This window comes from Pseudarthrobacter sp. PS3-L1 (assembly GCF_030063285.1).
In the GTDB taxonomy this organism is placed as follows: Bacteria; Actinomycetota; Actinomycetes; order Actinomycetales; family Micrococcaceae; genus Arthrobacter.
Map to the genome: position 1 here is coordinate 246,516 of NZ_JASISU010000004.1, position 17,569 is coordinate 264,084.

Annotated in this window: 14 protein-coding genes; 11 read left to right on the top strand and 3 right to left on the bottom strand. The window is 61.4% G+C overall.

Annotated elements, in window-relative coordinates; genetic code table 11:
• The first annotated feature begins 1 nt into the window (after position 1).
• From QMG79_RS12465 to QMG79_RS12500, 8 genes are all read left to right on the top strand, one after another.
• Positions 2 to 1,855, top strand: coding sequence for an ABC transporter ATP-binding protein (locus QMG79_RS12465; RefSeq protein ID WP_283538914.1), 1,854 nt, complete (start codon positions 2 to 4; stop codon positions 1,853 to 1,855).
• A 111-nt stretch (positions 1,856 to 1,966) separates the two neighbouring features.
• On the top strand, positions 1,967 to 3,103 hold the full coding sequence (locus QMG79_RS12470; RefSeq protein WP_283538915.1) for a GuaB3 family IMP dehydrogenase-related protein: 1,137 nt from the start codon (positions 1,967 to 1,969) through the stop codon (positions 3,101 to 3,103).
• Between the two features lie 98 nt (positions 3,104 to 3,201).
• Positions 3,202 to 4,941 (top strand): glycerol-3-phosphate dehydrogenase/oxidase, encoded by a 1,740-nt coding sequence (locus tag QMG79_RS12475; protein WP_283538916.1) that lies wholly within the window; start codon positions 3,202 to 3,204, stop codon positions 4,939 to 4,941.
• Between the two features lie 43 nt (positions 4,942 to 4,984).
• Entirely contained in the window at positions 4,985 to 5,473 is a 489-nt protein-coding gene (locus QMG79_RS12480) for a PTS sugar transporter subunit IIA (protein ID WP_283538917.1), read from the top strand.
• 92 nt (positions 5,474 to 5,565) lie between these two features.
• Complete coding sequence (locus QMG79_RS12485; protein WP_283538918.1) at positions 5,566 to 6,435, top strand: SURF1 family protein; 870 nt, start codon at positions 5,566 to 5,568, stop codon at positions 6,433 to 6,435.
• The gene (locus QMG79_RS12490) at positions 6,428 to 6,922 is read left to right on the top strand and encodes a DUF3817 domain-containing protein (RefSeq protein ID WP_283538919.1); all 495 of its coding nucleotides are present in this window, start codon (positions 6,428 to 6,430) and stop codon (positions 6,920 to 6,922) included. Before QMG79_RS12485 ends, QMG79_RS12490 begins: the two co-directional genes overlap by 8 nt.
• A gap of 99 nt (positions 6,923 to 7,021) precedes the next feature.
• A complete protein-coding gene (gene guaA, locus QMG79_RS12495; protein WP_283538920.1) occupies positions 7,022 to 8,611 on the top strand; it encodes a glutamine-hydrolyzing GMP synthase in 1,590 nt (529 codons plus the stop codon).
• 126 nt (positions 8,612 to 8,737) lie between these two features.
• On the top strand, positions 8,738 to 13,003 hold the full coding sequence (locus tag QMG79_RS12500; protein ID WP_283538921.1) for an AAA family ATPase: 4,266 nt from the start codon (positions 8,738 to 8,740) through the stop codon (positions 13,001 to 13,003).
• 44 nt (positions 13,004 to 13,047) lie between these two features.
• On the opposite strand, the gene QMG79_RS12505 is transcribed toward QMG79_RS12500, so the two are convergent.
• The 3 genes from QMG79_RS12505 to QMG79_RS12515 form a co-directional block, all read right to left on the bottom strand.
• Positions 13,048 to 13,749, bottom strand: coding sequence for an SAF domain-containing protein (locus QMG79_RS12505; protein ID WP_283538922.1), 702 nt, complete (start codon positions 13,747 to 13,749; stop codon positions 13,048 to 13,050).
• Positions 13,750 to 13,819: 70 nt separating this feature from the next.
• On the bottom strand, positions 13,820 to 14,107 hold the full coding sequence (locus QMG79_RS12510; protein WP_283538923.1) for an FmdB family zinc ribbon protein: 288 nt from the start codon (positions 14,105 to 14,107) through the stop codon (positions 13,820 to 13,822).
• Between the two features lie 113 nt (positions 14,108 to 14,220).
• Positions 14,221 to 14,856, bottom strand: a complete 636-nt coding sequence (locus tag QMG79_RS12515) for a 5-formyltetrahydrofolate cyclo-ligase (RefSeq protein WP_283538924.1) — start codon at positions 14,854 to 14,856, stop codon at positions 14,221 to 14,223.
• A 93-nt stretch (positions 14,857 to 14,949) separates the two neighbouring features.
• Between QMG79_RS12515 and galU the strand changes: the two genes are divergently transcribed.
• The 3 genes from galU (at position 14,950) to QMG79_RS12530 (ending at position 17,544) form a co-directional block, all read left to right on the top strand.
• On the top strand, positions 14,950 to 15,855 hold the full coding sequence (gene galU, locus QMG79_RS12520) for a UTP--glucose-1-phosphate uridylyltransferase GalU (RefSeq protein WP_283538925.1): 906 nt from the start codon (positions 14,950 to 14,952) through the stop codon (positions 15,853 to 15,855).
• Positions 15,856 to 15,861: 6 nt separating this feature from the next.
• The gene (locus QMG79_RS12525; protein ID WP_283538926.1) at positions 15,862 to 16,479 is read left to right on the top strand and encodes a GNAT family N-acetyltransferase; all 618 of its coding nucleotides are present in this window, start codon (positions 15,862 to 15,864) and stop codon (positions 16,477 to 16,479) included.
• An 81-nt stretch (positions 16,480 to 16,560) separates the two neighbouring features.
• Entirely contained in the window at positions 16,561 to 17,544 is a 984-nt protein-coding gene (locus tag QMG79_RS12530) for a hypothetical protein (protein WP_283538927.1), read from the top strand.
• Positions 17,545 to 17,569: the final 25 nt, after the last annotated feature.

Here is a 17,569-nt window from a genome sequence, read left to right on the forward strand (position 1 = left end):
CATGGCTCCGTCACGACATCCAGGAGAAGTGAGCCCGGCCAAGGATTCCGGGCGCCGCCTTGCGCTGGGACCCTACGCCAAGGCGGTGGCCCAAGTGCTGCGCGTCAGCTTCCGCGCCTCACCTGGGGCCGTGATCATGAAGGTTCTAGGTTCCGTGATTTCCGCGGTCCTGCCCCTCGTCACCACCTACTTCGCTGCACTGACAACCACTGCCCTGGCCGCCGCCTACGCGGGTGATTCCGCGGCCGGGCAGCAAGCCATCGTGTATGTCGTCATTACTGCTGCGCTGGGCCTGCTGTGGGGTGGATTCAACAGCATCGACCGGTACATCCAGCAGCTGATGAGTTTCAGGGTGGGCGCCATTGTGGGGGACCAGATGTATGAACGGTTCCTCGCCCTGGAATTCTGGCGCTACGACGACAAGGAAACTGTCGACCTTTACGACCGTGCGAAGCGATTCTCCGATTCCTATGCCAGGGTCCTGGACCGTATTGCTGCCATCTTTACCCAGCTGATCTCCGTGGTCCTGGCGATCGGTGCCCTCCTCCTGGTCAGCTGGTGGATTGCGGCCATCGTGCTGGTGGCGATTGTGCCCAGTGTGTATCTGCAATTCCGGCTTTCCCGTGAGCAGATGGCGCACTGGAACACGCAGGTGGACTCCCGACGCCAACGGCGGATGATCGAAACGAACCTCCTCCGTCCCCAGCACATTGCCGAGATGCGGCTTTACGGGATCGTGGGGTATCTCATGGACTTCCGCTCCAGGCTTCGGGACGCCGATGAGCGCCGTCGCCTCGACTTCCAGCGGCGCTATATTCCCAAGCAACTGGCAGCCGATGCGCTGCAGTACGGTGCCGAGGTAGTGTCCTTGATCTGGGTGGTTGGGCAGATCATCACCCGCGCACTTCCGGTAGGGCAGTTTTTGTTTGTCCAGCAGATTGTCAGTCGCGCACTGTCCACGGCCAATAGCCTGGTCTCGTCATTGAGCTCCATCGACGAAGACCTGGCAAACCTGAAAGACTACGAGCTTTTCATGGCGCTCCCGGCGCATTCTGAGCACGCACCAGCGCTGCTTGGATCACCCTCGGTTGTGGAGCTGCGCAATATCAGGTTCTCCTACACGGGGAGTGATACTGAAGTTATCCGGGGCATCAACCTCACCATTCGTGAAGGTCAGCACATCGCCATCGTGGGCGAGAATGGCGCTGGCAAATCGACCCTGATCCGCATCTTGGCCGGGCTGTACAGTCCTGATTCGGGGCAGGTAATGCTCGACGACGTCGACTTGGCCGCCGTCGATGTCACCTCGTGGCACCGCCATATGGCAGTCCTTAGCCAGGAATTCCTCAAGTATGAGTTTGCAACGGCCGCCGAGAATATTTATTTTGGCGACGTTGATGCGCCCCGCAATGACGATCGGATTCGCCGTGCTGCGGCAGATGCCGAAGCTCTGGATTTCATCACCAAGCTTCCCAACGGGCTTGAAAATCACGTCAGCAACTGGATGGAGGACCCGCGCGGACGCAAGGGCAGTGGGCTGTCCGGAGGTCAGTGGCAGCGACTTGCCATGGCCCGGAATTTCTACCGCGATGCTTCATTCATGGTGATGGACGAGCCCACATCAGCCATCGACGCGCTCGCTGAACATAGGATTTTCACAAGGCTCTTCGCCGATCGCAGCAGCACCATCATCGCTATCAGCCACAGGCTCGCGACCATTGAAAAAGCCGACGTCGTCTACATGCTCGAAGACGGGCAGATCGTGGAACAGGGCAGCCACCGGGAACTTGTCGCACTGAGGGGCAGGTACTTCCGTATGTTCGAGTCTCAGCTTGGCATTGACGAGCCGAGGTAGCACGGCAGGGGCAGGCCGGCGCAGCGCATCGCCACGGTGTGATGTGCCCGATGTGTGGGCGTTTACGATTCCGGTCCGTCCTAAGTGTCCTAGCTGGGATAACCTAGAGCGGTGACTTACGAGATTGAGATTGGCCAAGCCAAGCGCGGACGCCGTGCGTACTCCCTGGATGACATTGCGATCATCCCCAACCGCCGCACGCGCGACCCCCGGGACGTCTCAGTCTCGTGGCAGATCGACGCCTACCGCTTTGACATGCCGGTGATTGCGGCTCCCATGGACTCTGCAATGTCACCCGCGTCCGCTATTGCGCTGGGCAATCTTGGCGGACTGGGAGTCCTAGATCTTGAAGGGCTCTGGACCCGCTACGAGGACCCCCAGTCAGTTCTTGACGAGATCGCCGCACTGCGCGACGAGACCAACAGTCCCGCAGTTACCGGACGCATGCAGGAGCTGTACCGGGCTCCGATCCAGCCGGAGCTCATCACGTCCCGGCTGGCGGAAATCCGTGCAGCCGGTGTCACGGTTGCCGGTTCCCTGACCCCGCAGCGCACCCAGGAGCATTACCGTACCGTCCTGGCGGCTGGTGTCGACATCTTCGTGATCCGCGGCACAACCGTCTCTGCGGAGCATGTCTCGAAGGACCACGAGCCACTGAACCTGAAGCAGTTCATCTACGAACTCGATGTCCCAGTCATTGTTGGTGGAGCAGCCGGTTACACCCCGGCACTGCACCTGATGCGAACTGGCGCTGCTGGCGTGCTGGTGGGCTTCGGTGGGGGAGCCACAAGCACCACGCGCCGGGCGCTGGGCATCCATGCGCCCATGGCCACAGCCATCTCCGATGTCGCGGCGGCGCGTAGGGACTACATGGACGAGTCAGGTGGCCGGTACGTGCACGTGATTGCCGACGGCGGTATGGGCTCCTCGGGCGACATCGTCAAGGCCATCGCCATGGGTGCCGACGCAGTGATGCTTGGCAGTGCCCTGGCGCGTGCGGATGAGGCTCCGGGCAAGGGCTGGCACTGGGGCCAGGAAGCACACCACCTTGAGATTCCCCGCGGGGATCGCGTGAATGTCGGGACAGTGGGTCCCCTCGAGGAGGTTCTTTTCGGTCCAGGGCAGCACACCAATGGAACCTCCAACCTCATCGGCGCGCTGCGTCGTTCCATGGCGACCACTGGCTATTCGGACCTCAAGGAGTTCCAGCGCGTCGATGTGGTGGTGTCCCCGTACGGGGGAATCTAGCCTTAATTCTTCAGTCTCCACCAAGGCTCCCCTGCCCATCCGGCCCGCAACAACGTAGTGTTGTTCGAACGGACTATCAGCAGTGATGGAGGCTTTCGATGACGAGTGTTTCTTCTTTCGGTGGGGCTATGGGGCCGGAGGCCCGCGAATCCGCCCTGAAGCGTTTCAGGGATACGGCAGAGCCAGGTCAGGAACTCGATATCCTGATTGTCGGCGGCGGAATCGTTGGCATCGGCGCTGCCCTTGACGCTGTGACGCGCGGACTCAGCGTTGGCATTGTTGAGGCAAACGACTGGGCCGCAGGAACGTCGTCACGGTCATCCAAACTCATCCACGGTGGCCTGCGCTATCTGGAGATGCTGGATTTCGCGTTGGTTAAAGAAGCGTTGCAGGAGCGCGGGCTGCTGCTTTCGTCCTTGGCCCCGCACCTGGCCAGGCCGGTTCCATTCCTATACCCGCTGACCAAGCCGTTCATTGAACGGCCCTACATAGGGGCCGGGATTGCGCTCTACGATGCCATGTCGGTGTCCGGCGGGCACGCCCGTGGGGTCCCGTTCCACAAACACCTCAGCCGCCGCGGCACGCTCCGGGCCGCTCCAAGCCTGAAAGACGACGCCTTCGTAGGATCCATCAGGTACTACGACGGCCAGGTCGACGACGCCAAGTATGCCGCAAACCTCATTCGGACCGCCGCCCACTACGGGGCCTATGCAGCAAACCAGGTATCGGTGGTGGATTTCCTCAGGGAAGGCGAACGTGTGGTCGGGGCCAAGGTGACAGACCACGAAGACGGCAGTTCCTTCAATATCCGGGCCAAGCAGGTCATCAACGCCACCGGAGTGTGGACTGATGAGACGCAGGCCATGGTGACAGATCGTGGCCAGCTCAAGGTGCGAGCCTCAAAGGGAATCCACCTGGTGGTTCCCCGGGATCGTTTCCAGTCCACTGTTGGCCTGATCCTCCGCACGGAAAAGTCTGTTCTCTTTGTCATTCCCTGGGGCCGGCACTGGATTATTGGCACCACCGACACCGACTGGGACCTGGATAAAGCCCATCCTGCCGCATCCAGCAAGGACATTGACTATGTTTTGGAACACGTCAACAAGGTCCTCAAGCGTCCACTGACCCGTGAGGACGTGGAAGGCGTCTTCGCAGGGCTGCGTCCACTCCTGGCCGGGGAAAACGACTCAACGGCCAAGCTCTCACGCGAGCACATTGTGGCTCACCCAGTCCCTGGCCTCGTGGTCGTGGCGGGCGGAAAATGGACAACCTACAGGGTCATGGCGAAGGACGCCGTGGATGAAGCTACCCGCACTCTGGACGAACGGGTTGCGCCCAGTTGCACTCAGAGCATTCCGCTGCTCGGCGCCAACGGGTACAAAGCTGCATGGAACCGGAGGAATCGAACCGCCGAGGAATACGGCGTCCATGTGGCCCGGGTGGAGCACCTCCTCAACCGCTACGGTTCTATGGCCACCGAAGTCCTGGACATCATCCGGGCGACCCCGGAACTCGCCGAGACACTTCCTGGGGCTGACGACTACCTTCAGGCCGAAGCCGTCTACGCAGCGACGCACGAGGGAGCCCGCCATATCCAGGATGTGCTGACGCGAAGGACCCGTATTTCGATCGAGTCCTGGGACCGGGGTGTTTCGGCAGCCCCTGTGGTCGCTAAACTGATGGGGAATGTTCTTGGGTGGAGTGAAACCCAGCGGGACAACGAGATCGCCAATTACATTGCCAGGGTTGAAGCTGAGCGTTTGAGCCAGCAGCAACCGGATGATGAATCGGCCGACGCCGCTCGGCTAGGTGTCGCAGATATCGTGCCACTGCGCTGAGCCAGCCCCGAGAACTCCATGATGCAGTGAAGGGACCCACGCCTTGGCGGAACCATTTGACCGGTATGACGCCGTCCTCACCACCCCGGAAATGGTGGTGTTGGAGCTTGAGGCGACAGACAAGGCAGCAGCCGCTACGCAACTTGCGGAGCGGCTGCACGCTGCTGGCCGGATCACGGATCTGCCGGGGTTCCTTAGCCACGTGAATGCCCGGGAACACCAGTTGGCCACTGGACTCCCCGGCGGAGTTGGGCTGCCGCACGCACGCAGCGAGTTTGTCAGCCAGACATCGATTGCTGTCGGAATTACGAAGTACGGTCACGCCCTGGACTTTGGTGCTGCTGACGGTCCGGCAACAGTGATTTTGCTGATTGCCACCCCGGCAGGCTCATTTTCTGAACATCTTGAGGTGCTGGCGACGATTGCGCGCTCGTTGTCCAAGGAATCCTTCCGGGAGTCCCTCCGCCGGGCCTACGACGCCGAGGTCATCGCAGAGCTCATCAACTCCAGCCTCGTTTTCTTCGACCACTAAGGCGTTCCTAGTCCTTTTCCTGCCGTTGCCCTGCCGCGTGCGGGGAAGGACCCAGTTCGTTGTTCTACAACGTGACGAAGTACGGTTGAGTGGTGTGGAAGACTGCTCTCAAGCCCCGATGGATTGCCGGACTGCTGTTTGCCATGGTTCTTTCCGGGGTGTTCGTGCTGCTCAGCCAGTGGCAGTTCGGCCGCTCCACCACACCCGACGTTCCTCTCAACCCGACCACCGAGACCGTTCAGTCGCTGACCTCGACGTTGCAGCCAGGAACATTTTTCCCCGGCTCCGTCTCGGATCAGATGGTGTCCGCTGACGGAACTTTTGATCCTGATCGCCAGGTCCTCGTGGCGGACAGGTTGCGCGACGGACAGTCGGGATTCTGGGTTGTCACAGCCTTCGCGGTCTCTGGCGCACCGCTGCTCGATGGTGTTGGAGCAAGCCCTGAGGTCGTTATCCCGGTAGCTCGTGGCTGGGTAGCGACTGCCGACGACGCCACAGCACCGCCATCGGGGAACCTGACAGTTACCGGCAGGCTCATACCCTCCGAGGCGCCGGTCCCGCAGCGGGATCCAGGGCCAGGCCGGGCAACTGCAGTCTCTGTAGCGGAACTTATCAATATCTGGAACGTCAGCAGCTACCCTGGTTTCGTCGCAGCAACCTCGGAAGTGGCAGGCGGGGTGGAAGTTGGTGCCGCGGCCGGCGGAAGTTCCATGGAGTCCCTTGACATCGGACCACAGCCAGCCGCACAAAAAATCAACTGGCTCAGCCTGTTCTACGCCATCGAGTGGATCGTCTTCGCCGGATTTGCACTCTTCATCTGGCTGCGCCTGGTAAGGGATGATCACCTGCGAGACCTTGAAGAAGCCTATGACGAGGAATTTGGCGTCGAAGGTGATGAGTTCAAGCTCGCGCCAACCAGGACAGCATCCATGTCTCCCCAACCGAGGAATAACAATGATTGATCCCACGCCCGCCACACCTGGAAAACCTGCCGCAAGGAAGAAGCGTCGCTTCGGCGGCACGGAGGCGCAGATCAGGTCAGCGCTGAAGTTCTACAAGGTCCTCGCCTACCTCACCGGGTCGATGCTGCTCCTGCTTTGCGCGGAACTGATCTCCCGCTATGTCTTTGGCGCCTCCCTCTTCATTGGCGGGACGAACGCAGCGACGGGCCAACCCCACACTTTTGGATTCACTGATTCCGATCCCAAAGGAGTTGTTGGCGGGGTTAATGTCTCGGTGACCATCCTGATCGTGCACGGCTGGATGTACGTGGTCTATCTGATGTCCACGTTCCGCCTCTGGACGCTGATGCGTTGGCCGTTCACCAAAATGCTCGTGCTGGCGTTGGGCGGCGTGGTGCCGTTCCTGTCCTTCTTCGTCGAGAAGAGATTCCACCGCGACGTTGAGGCTGAGCTGGCTGCCAACCCCCAGGCATCAAAGCGCTACTGAGGTAAGGGGCGCGCTTACCCGACTGCCGACGTCGTACCTTTGGTCACAGCTGCACTGTCCAAGGTGCGGCAGGGTAAGTACGCGACGTAGTCTTGGTGGGTGACTACTCCCTCTGCAGCCCAGACTTCCCAGAAGCCAGTGCTGGTTGTTGACTACGGTGCCCAGTACGCGCAGCTCATCGCACGCCGCGTCCGGGAAGCGAACGTGTATTCGGAAGTTGTTCCGCATACCTTCACCACCGAGCAGCTGCTGGCCAAGAACCCATCAGCGATCATCCTCTCCGGCGGTCCCTCCAGTGTCTATGCCGATGGAGCACCCAGTGTGGGAGCTGATCTCTTTGAGGCAGGTGTCCCCATCTTTGGTATCTGTTACGGTTTCCAGGCCATGGCCAATGCCTTGGGTGGAACGGTTGCCAAGACTGGTATGCGTGAGTTCGGCTCCACCCAGACAACACTCCTGGGAGAGGGCAGATCTGTCCTCGAGGGAATGCCGCAGCACCAGAACACGTGGATGAGCCATGGAGATTCGGTGCACGCCGCGCCCGAGGGATTTGAAGTGCTGGCTACGACGGCTGGTGCCGAAGTCGCTGCTTTTGCCAACGAAGAAAAGGGCCTTTTCGGTGTGCAGTGGCATCCCGAGGTCAAGCACTCCGCCTACGGCCAGCAGGTCCTCGAGAATTTCCTCTTCAAGGGCGCCCGGCTGGAACCAAACTGGACCACCGGAAACATCCTGGAAGAACAGGTGGACCGCATCCGCAAGCAGATTGGTAACGCACGAGTCATCTGCGGACTCTCGGGTGGCGTGGACTCGGCGGTTGCCGCTGCCCTCGTACAGCGAGCGGTAGGTGACCAACTCACCTGCGTCTTCGTCGACCACGGTCTCCTGCGAGAGGGCGAAGCGGAGCAGGTCGAGCGGGACTTTGTGGCCGCCACGGGCGTCAATCTGTACGTGGCAAATGAGCAGGTTCGCTTCCAGGAGGCCCTTGCCGGCGTCAGTGATCCGGAAACAAAGCGAAAAATCATCGGGCGCGAATTCATTCGAGCCTTTGAGGAAGCTGAGCGGGCCATCATTGCCGAGGCGGCCGCTGACGGCGAAAAAATCCGCTTCCTGGTCCAGGGGACCCTGTACCCGGATGTTGTTGAATCCGGTGGCGGCGAAGGTGCCGCCAACATCAAGAGCCACCACAATGTTGGTGGACTTCCTGAGGATCTGCAGTTCGAACTGGTCGAACCCCTCCGTGCGCTCTTCAAGGACGAGGTCCGGGCCGTAGGAGCGCAGTTGGGCCTGCCGCAGGAAATTGTTGGGCGCCAGCCGTTCCCCGGCCCCGGCCTAGGCATCCGGATCGTAGGAGAGGTCACCAAGGAACGTCTTGACCTGCTGCGCAAAGCCGACGCTATTGCCCGTGCCGAACTGACAGCTGCGGGCCTTGACAATGAGGTCTGGCAGATGCCAGTTGTCCTTTTGGCTGACGTGCGCAGCGTAGGCGTCCAGGGTGATGGCCGCACCTACGGCCATCCGATCGTCTTGCGCCCAGTGTCCTCGGAGGATGCCATGACTGCTGACTGGTCACGGCTGCCGTACGACCTGCTGGCGCGGATCTCGAACCGGATCACCAATGAGGTTGAGGGCGTCAACCGCGTGGTGCTCGACGTGACAAGCAAGCCGCCTGGAACTATTGAGTGGGAGTAGTTTTTTGAAGCGGCCGGTCCCGAAAGGGGCCGGCCGCTTCGCTGTGCGCAACTAAATGCGTCCTAAATTCCGTGGCGTCAGCGTTGCAGTCTCCGGCCGGCCCGGTTTCCGGCTACGCTCGAAACCATGCCGGTATGGTCCAGGGCGTCCCGCGTGGGCGCAGAAAAGAAGGCAGTAGTGTCAGTTGGTCAAGGCCAGAGCGAAGTACCCGAGGAGCTTGAGAAGTGGCTCTCCGGGCTGAAGCCCGTTACGGGGGCCGACACAATGCTGCGTTTCACAAAAACTCCCGAAGGTTCCATTGACCTGACTGGTGCTCATCCCTCGGGTTTGGCCCAGCTCATGGCTGGGCGGCGCACCAGGCTTTCCACGCTGATCCGGGACAGGCAGCAGTATCTGGTTGCTGCCCGGGCCTCGCGGAACCTGCGGTCCAAAATCTTCGAATTGGCCAACGATCGCGGTATCGACGCCGGGTATTTCTCCGCCGGTACTGTCCTGTGGACCTCCGCTGTTGGAGGTAAACCACAGCGTGTATCGGCGCCGGTGATGCTGGCTGCGATTTCATTGACGACCCGGCCCGGGGAAGACGACTACGAACTTCAGCTGACGGAACAGGCCAGCCTCAATCCAGCCCTTGTCCGTCACCTTAAAACGGTCCACAACATAGTCTTCGACGTCAGTGCAGTGACACGCATGGCGTACAGCACTGCGAGGTTTGACCCGCAGCCAGTCCTAGACAGGCTCACGACACTGCTGTCCGCAATCCCTGGCGCTGATGTCCAGCACAACCTCCTGGTATCCACCTTTGCCGACCTGTCAGGAAACCTAGACGATCCGTGGATCAACGGAAACCATCCCGTTGTCATGGCGCTTGCTGGTGCCAAGGCGCTGGCCAGTCCGGAACCTGATGCTTCACGCTTCCCCGACCTGGACCAGCGCGATCCTGCGCAAGAGCTTCTCTTGTTGGACGCCGACGCCGATCAGCAGTACGTCGTTGATGCTGCCCGCGCGGGGGAATCACTGGTCGTGAGCAGCCCGCCGGGTACCGGACAGACGCAGACTGCGCTGAACACCATTGGCGCTCTCGTTGACGCTGGCCGGACCGTATTGGTGGTGGGGGACCGGCGTGCAGGCTTGGCCGAGGTGGCGGGTCGCCTCGAAGACCTGGGCCTTGCTTCAGCCTTGCTTGAACTCAATGGTGGCACCTCGCCGCAACAGCTCAAAGGCCAGTTGGTCAAGGCTATTGTCCGCAACGAGAAGTCCATGCAGCCGCAACTTGACAATCTGCACCAGACTCTCGCCAGCCAGCGTCATGCGCTCCTGGATCATGTCGAGTCCCTGCATAACGTTCGTGAGCGCTGGGGTTGCTCGCCCTACCAGGCCATGCAGTCACTGGCTGAATTAACCTCCATCCACCCGGCTCCTTCGACAACAGTGCGGCTCAAGCGCAGTGTCCTGGACAGCATCCAGGACCGGCAGGAGCTTGCTACGAGGCTGCGGCGGGCCGCTGAGCTCGGTAGCTTCAACCGTGAGTCCACAACCAGTCCCTGGCACGGCGCCCGCCTCCTCACGCGGAAGGAAACGGAGCAGGCGCAGAACCTTGCGCGGGATGTTGAAGAGAAGCTGCCGGCCCTGCAGAAGCGAATGGCAGCGGTTGCGGACTATGCCGAAATCCGCCTCGGATCGACTTTTGCCGAGTGGGGAGAGCAGCTTGAGTTGCTGATGGCCGTCCGAGGAAGCCTGGACAAGTTCACCCCCGACATTTTTGACAGGCCCGTCCACGACCTCATCTCCGCAACGGCCTCCTCCTCATGGCGAAAAGAGCGCGGCATCGAGATGGCGTCCATGCAGCGTTCACGCCTGCGTCGGGTCGCCAAGGAATATGTCCGCCCCGGTGTGCACATTTCTGATCTCCACAGCTCCCTGGTCCTGGTCCAGGAACAACGTGCTCTCTGGGCGGACTACGCCACTAGCCAACGCCATCCTGCAGTGCCTTCTGGGTTGGCAGAAATAGACGCGAGCCACCGTGCCCTTGCTAGCGCACTGGCTTCCCTTGGACAGTGCCTTCAGCACACAGACCACGGTGCAGGGCTGGAAACCGCAGAGTATCCGGAACTCATGGCCCGCGTGGAGTCGCTGGTGGCGGATACTGCCACACTGGAGACGCTTCCTGAACGAACGCTCCTTATCCAGGACATGCGTGAACACGGGCTCAGTGAGTTGTTGTCTGACCTGGCCGAACGTGAAGTACCAGCGGAGTCCGTCAAAGCCGAGCTGGAGCTCGCCTGGTGGCAGTCGGCGCTGGAGGCAATGATCAGCGGGGATGACTACCTTGCCATGTCTGATGGCGATGCGCTACGCAAACTGGAAGCAGAGTATCGGCTTGCCGATGCCGCCCACGTCGCCAGCGGGTCCTACCGGATTCGGTGGAAGCTTGCCGAGCAGTGGCGCAAGGCCATAGCGGAGCACCCTCGGCAGGCTGAACAGCTCCGAAACCTGCTCAAGGACGGCCGTGTGTCATTGGCCGCGCTGAGCGCGCAGGCCGCGGAGCTGATTCCGAAACTGATCCCTGTCTGGTCCGTGAGTCCCTATCTCATGACGGGGATCCTCCCGGCGGAGCAGCACTTTGATGCAGTGGTCATTCTTGATGCTGAGGCAACCTCGCTGCAGGCTGTCCTGCCGTCCGTGGCTCGCTCAAAGCAGGTCATAGCGTTCGGTGACGACCAGATCGCCAGCCCGCGCTCCTTCACCGTCGGCGTTGAACAGTTGGCCGCTGGAGAACCTGCGCACCAGCAGGTGACCAGCGCCTACACGGCGCTGGCAGCAGTGCTCCCTACGTGGAAGCTTCGTTTTGTCTACCGGGCAGTCGATGAGGACCTCATCCGGCAGCTGAGCAAGAACTTCTACGATGGTGGCCTGCGTCGACTTCCCGAGGGACAGTCAGCCACGGGGCTGGACCGCTCCCTGGTCGTTGAGTACCTCCCTGACGGCACTGGACTGCCCAGCGCAGGACATGAAGGTGTGGAATCGGTCGTGGCGGATGTCAACCGTGTTGTGGAGCTTGTTTTCGAGCATGCCCGTACGCGGCCCAACGTGACGCTTGCAGTTGTCACAGCAAGCCTTCGGCACGCTGCCCGGATCGGGGAAACCATTCGGTTGCAGATGCCCAACCATCCTGAAGTGGCAGGCTTCTTCAGTGCGGGGAAGGATTCCTTCCGGGTTGTGGATCTGGAACGTGTGCAGGGAGTCGTCCGGGACCACATCATCTTTTCCCCTGGGTTCGGCAGGACACCGCACGGCCGCGCGCTGCACAACTTCGGTCCGCTCTCCGCATCTGGCGGTCGGGCAAAGTTTGCTCTCGCCATGTCACGGGCCCGGACATCCATGCATGTTCTCAGTTGTTTCCGGCCGGAGGACCTGGACCGGACGCGGCTGACCCATGGCGCCAAGGATTTTTACGAGTTGCTGGATCGGGAACTTGCCGGGAACACCGATCTGGGTAGCCCAGCTTCGCGGGCCGTTGCCAGCGAACAGGCGCTGGGCGCCGATCCTCTGGTTGCTGACCTCGGAGAACGCCTGAGGGCGAGGGGTGCGCGGGTCTGGCACCAGTATGACGGTGTCGTGGACGTGGTCGCTGCGCCGGATCCGATCAGCACCATGGGCCGTCTCGACCACGAGATTCCTCGCCCCGTAGCCATCGAATCTGACGGCACAGAGAGATACCGCTCCATGAGTGTCCGTGAGCGCAGCCGCCTGCGTCCACAACTTCTCGAACGGCTCGGATGGCGCTATATGCCGCTATGGACCATTGAGGTATTTACCGATCCGTCAGCCTGTGCTGACAGGATCGCCGGGCACCTGGGACTCGAGAACTTTACGAGTGCCCTGCAGCATGGACAAGGTGGTTTTTTTGACGAGGAACCAGCCGCGGTGCGCTCAGCAGTTTCCGATGGCGAGAACCTGCTGGCCGGGGTAGTGGACCGGCGAAGCCGGCCAGAGATCAACGCAGCAGAACTGGCGTCGGGGCAGGCAGTGCCAACAAACCAGTCAGAAAACAGTGACGGGCAACGCGCCGACCTCCCTGGACGTGAGGATGGCAGCGTTGAGAGTGCTGATGGCAGTTCAAACGAGGACGCAGGCGATGGGACAGATGAGATGACCCGTGAGGTGGCCGAACAGCAGGGACCCACGACTGTAGAGGGAGGGCAGTCCGCGGTGTCGACGCGTCCCGCAGAGGGCGCATCAAGCACCCCATCTGCGCCGACCGACCCTACGGGATCTGCCAAGGTACTGCCGGACAAAGCGGCCGAAGATGATCCGCAGCGTTGGGCAGACGCACCTGAGAGCAACCATGATGAATGGCTCCGCGAGCAGCGTCCGCCGCACTGGGGCTAGAGCGTGACCGGGGTGGCGCGACGGCTGTAGCGGCACCCCGGGCCCTACCTGGGGGGATCCATCACAAAAAAGAGTTTTCCGCGGATGGACGCACCAGCCAACATGTCATTTTGATTCGGTGTAGCCGCTACCACTATGAGTCCATCCGCGTCCGCGGTTGCCAGCCAGGCGTCCCCGCCGCCCGATTCCGAGGTCCACAGCACGGGTACCGAACGCGCCAGGACTTCCGGTGGGGTTGTCGCGCCGGTTGCATCTTCTCCAGCACGGATGATCGTCACGAGGTGGCCGGGCGAGAGTAGCTGGACTGCCGTGGGATCTGCCATCCGCAGGGGGACGGCTGTGGAGCCAGGCGGCGCGCCTGCTAGAAGCCCAGGGCCCAGCAGAAGTCCAGGCCAGAGAATCTGATGCGTGGACAGCGGTGCGGCCAGTTGTTTTCCGATCGCCTCAGATGGTTCCGTTATCCCGGCGACAGCAAGTTCTGCGGGCACGTTGACAGCCAAGAGGTCTGCCGCCGTGAGTGTGGTTCCAACCGGCAGATCCCTCGCCGCTCCGATCACGGAGGCTGATGCTGCTGGCGATGGAGTCAACTGGACCACGGTGAGCCCCGCCGCAGCACACAGGAGCAGCGACATCACAAACCGTCTGTTATGGCTCAGCCACCCCCGATGCCAACGAACACCTGCCCTGGAGTAGGCAGTACGGGGACGCACACGGTTGCGGGTTTTGTTCATGTGGGTTCTGGCCATGCCAGAACAGTAGTCACAGGCCGTGCAGTTCCACCTCAGCGGCAGCAGCTATGTGGACAACGTACTGCGCTTAGGACGTACTTGCCGGTGCCGGTGCCGGTGCCGGTGCCGGTGCGGTAGGGGCGGCAGGCGCTGGTGCAGCAGACGACGCTGGTGCAGGTCCGACAGTTGACCCTTTGGTTTCACGTGAGTCTGTCCGGTAGAAACCAGAGCCCTTGAAGACCACGCCAACGCTGTTGAATTTCTTGCGGAGGGTTCCGCCGCACTCCGGGCAGTCGGTCAGGGTGCTGTCGCTGAACGCCTGAACGATGTCGAAGGCGTGGCCGCAATCTTTGCAGGCGTAGGCATACGTGGGCACGACTGGTCCTCCTCATGGACAGATATAAGGTCCTGGCGGCCAGTGGAACTCCTAGAGGAGTATCCGCAACACCCGGTGGGTGCTTTGGCAGTCTCAGGGCCTGAGTGCTAATTCTAGCACCGGGAATCTGGGCAGAGAGAGGTGATGCCATCAGGGGTAAGTGCCAGCTTCAGTCTGAAATCAAAAGATTCTGTAGCGATAGTGCCTGCGGGAAGGATTTCTGCCGTGTAGACAACTGCAGCGGTTGGCGGCAAAGCTCCGGCATCCAGGGAGGCAAAAAACCTGTCGTAGTAGCCGCCACCCTGCCCTACTCGATGGCCGGAAAGATCAACAGCGGTAGCTGGCGCCAGGATCCCCGTTGCGTGGCGTAGCCAGCTCGTTGGCCTGCGGACACCAACGGGTTCAAGGACCGGGGCGTACTGGCTGCGCTCAAAAGTTGTCGAAGGTGTCCACGCAACCCAACTGAGCAGTCCCTGCTGTTCGCAGACCGGCAGCATCACTGTATAGCCAGCACCATGGAGCTGCCACAGCAGTGCGTTTGTGGGGGGCTCGACGTCGACCCCCAGGTACGCGCCGATTAATCCATCGCGCCGGGCAGGGAGTCCCTTGATCCACCCTAGGCCGTGCCGGGCAAGTCCGGCTTCCGCGAGGTCGATCTCTTCAGGAGTCAGCCCGCGACGGGCTGTTCGATGCCGGGTACGCAACTGGGCCTTGGCCGCTGAAATGGGATTGCTGCCTGGGCTAGGCATCGTTGGCCATCCTCCCCTGAGTCGAAAGCTGATGTTTTGCTCTGCATAGTGAGCACATTTCGGGATGGAACCTGTCTCCGTTACATTAGTCCAGTGACTACACATAACACTCGCGTGCGTAAGGCCGTCATTCCCGCAGCGGGCCTCGGGACCCGGTTCCTTCCGGCTACCAAGGCCATGCCCAAAGAAATGCTCCCGGTGGTGGACAAACCTGCCATCCAGTACGTGGTGGAAGAAGCCGTCTCAGTAGGGCTGACGGATGTCCTGATGATCACCGGCCGCAGCAAGCGTGCGCTGGAGGACCACTTCGACAGGGTCCCGGCGCTGGAAGCCACGCTTGAGGCCAAGGGCGACAAGACCAAGCTCGCCTCCGTCCAGGCTGCGACAAAGCTGGGAGATATCCACTACGTCCGCCAGGGTGATCCCATGGGCCTCGGGCATGCCGTATTGCGTGCAAAGCAGCACGTGGGAGACGAGCCATTCGCGGTTCTTCTGGGTGATGACCTGATCGACGCCCGTGATGAGCTCCTCAGCGTCATGATTGACGTGCAGGCAAAGACCGGCGGCTCTGTCGTTGCTCTGATCGAAGTAGAGCCGTCACAGATCAGTGCCTATGGATGCGCCGACATTTCCGTTGTTGAGGGCGAGAACTACGTCCGAATCAACAAGTTGGTTGAAAAGCCGGACGTCGCGGACGCACCCTCCAACCTTGCAGTGATTGGACGCTACGTCCTGCACCCCTCAGTCTTCGAGGTCCTTGAGCACACCGCTCCAGGCCGTGGCAATGAGATTCAGCTCACCGACGCGCTGCAGGAACTTGCGGCGGGCGAAGGTGAGGGAAGCGGTGTCTACGGCGTCGTGTTCCGCGGACGGCGCTACGACACCGGGGATAAACTGAGTTACCTCAAGGCATGTGTGCAGCTCGCCATCGACAGCGAAGACCTGGGCCCCGGTCTTCGCGAGTGGCTCCCCGGCTTCACCGCCGGCCTGGCCAAGTAAACTCCTGTGGCGATCGGCCCGGTGTGGCCGGTCACGCTGCGGTCAGGAGACATTGGCCTACGGCCCATCCACTACCGAGACAAAGGCGAGTGGATGGCCGTAAGATCGCGTAACAACGTCTGGTTGGCGCCGTGGGAAGCTTCCAATCCGGCCCCCGGTGGCGGCCTTCCCAATTACCGCCAGATGGTGCGGGGGCTCAAGGTACAGGCGGCCCAGTCCACCGCCCTTCCCTTCCTGATCACGGAAGTGGCCCCTGGGCACCGCAATCCGGTTATTGTAGGGCAGCTCACGGTTTCTTCGATTCTTTGGGGATCAGCCCTCACGGCCACCCTTGGATACTGGGTGGATCAGGCCAGGGCAGGGCGCGGTATTGTGCCGACCGCGGTGGCCATGGCAACCGACTACTGTTTCCAGGGCCTTGGCCTGCACAGAATGGAAATCAACATCCGGCCGGAGAACGCTCCAAGCCTGCGGGTCGTCGAGAAGCTTGGATTCAGGGATGAAGGCGTGCGTCGCAGGTATCTCCACATCGATGGGGAATGGGCAGACCACCGCAGTTTTGCCCTCACTGCAGAAGATTTCCCGGACGGGGTCCTTGCGAGGTTTCTGTCATCGCGACGGTGATCGCGTGCGGGGAGCAGCTTCCACACGACACACCGGAGCTAATGCGCACCGGTCACCATCATTGCTCCTAACGTTTTGACTGTGGACTTTCCCCTAAGCAGCTCAGTGATCTTCGTTGTTGCTTTTTTGCTGTGGATTTTTTGGGTCGCCCCCTTTGTCCTCAGGAATCGATCAAGCCAATTACTGGCCGCAGCGGCTGATGCCCCCGGAGAGAGCTTTCCGGAACCCCGTCGGGAGCCTCCCGCCGGCGCAGTCTTCAATGTTGCACCACAGCAGGAGAAAACCATGGAGCCGAGCCACGGCAACAGCGGGACGAGTAAGCCCATCCGCGACGTCGTCTCAGACCGGAAGGCTTCCCCTGCCCCGCTTCGCATCCGCTACGACCGCATGGCTATTTTTTTGGTCGGTGTTGTGGCCTTGTTGACCAGCCTCGTCTCTGCCCTGCTCATGCTGGTGGGCGGTGGTAACGCTTTGCTTTCGGCCATGGCGTTCCTGGTAGCCGGCGGCGCAGTTGCCGTCTTGCGTACACTCGCGATGCGGGACCGCAGCCGGAAAGTCGATGCTGCCTTCCGGTCGGCGATGGGTCCGTCGGGTAGCCACTCCGCGAACCTCCGCCAGGAGGCCGCTACTTCCCCGGAAGACGCCCCGCCAACAGAGGGTGACACCACTGACCTACACCAGGGATCCGACGCCGAGCTGTTTAACGCAGAGGCGCCGGAACCTGCGGTACCGTTTACCGCTGCGGAACTGCGTGAAGCGGCAATGGTCGTGGCAGAGGGTGCCGCTGTCGAAACACCCCAGCCGTCCGCGAATCCTGATGTGGCCGCAGGACTCCAGTTTCAAGGACGGGAGTGGGAGCCGGTAGAGGTACCGAAGCCCGTGTACGTTGCTGCTGCTAAGGCTCCAAGGGCTGCGCCGCAGCCCCTTGACCTGCCCGAGGCCCCCAAGGCGGCGGGCAAGCCCTTGTTGAAGCAGCCAGCGGGTGCAGAACAGGCCGACTCGGTGGCCCAGCGGGCAACGGCCCTCGGCAATCTTGATGATGTCCTCCAGCGGCGCCGGGCCTGATCGCCTGCGCCGTGGCTGTGATTCG

Bases quoted from the DNA above. Each gene is read 5' to 3' on its own strand.
- QMG79_RS12465 (WP_283538914.1), top strand. From the start codon at position 2: ATGGCTCCGTCACGACATCCAGGAGAAGTGAGCCCGGCCAAGGATTCC.
- QMG79_RS12475 (WP_283538916.1), top strand. From the start codon at position 3,202: ATGACGAGTGTTTCTTCTTTCGGTGGGGCTATGGGGCCGGAGGCCCGC.
- QMG79_RS12490 (WP_283538919.1), top strand. From the start codon at position 6,428: ATGATTGATCCCACGCCCGCCACACCTGGAAAACCTGCCGCAAGGAAG.
- QMG79_RS12500 (WP_283538921.1), top strand. From the start codon at position 8,738: ATGCCGGTATGGTCCAGGGCGTCCCGCGTGGGCGCAGAAAAGAAGGCA.
- QMG79_RS12505 (WP_283538922.1), bottom strand. From the start codon at position 13,749: ATGGCCAGAACCCACATGAACAAAACCCGCAACCGTGTGCGTCCCCGT.
- QMG79_RS12515 (WP_283538924.1), bottom strand. From the start codon at position 14,856: ATGCCTAGCCCAGGCAGCAATCCCATTTCAGCGGCCAAGGCCCAGTTG.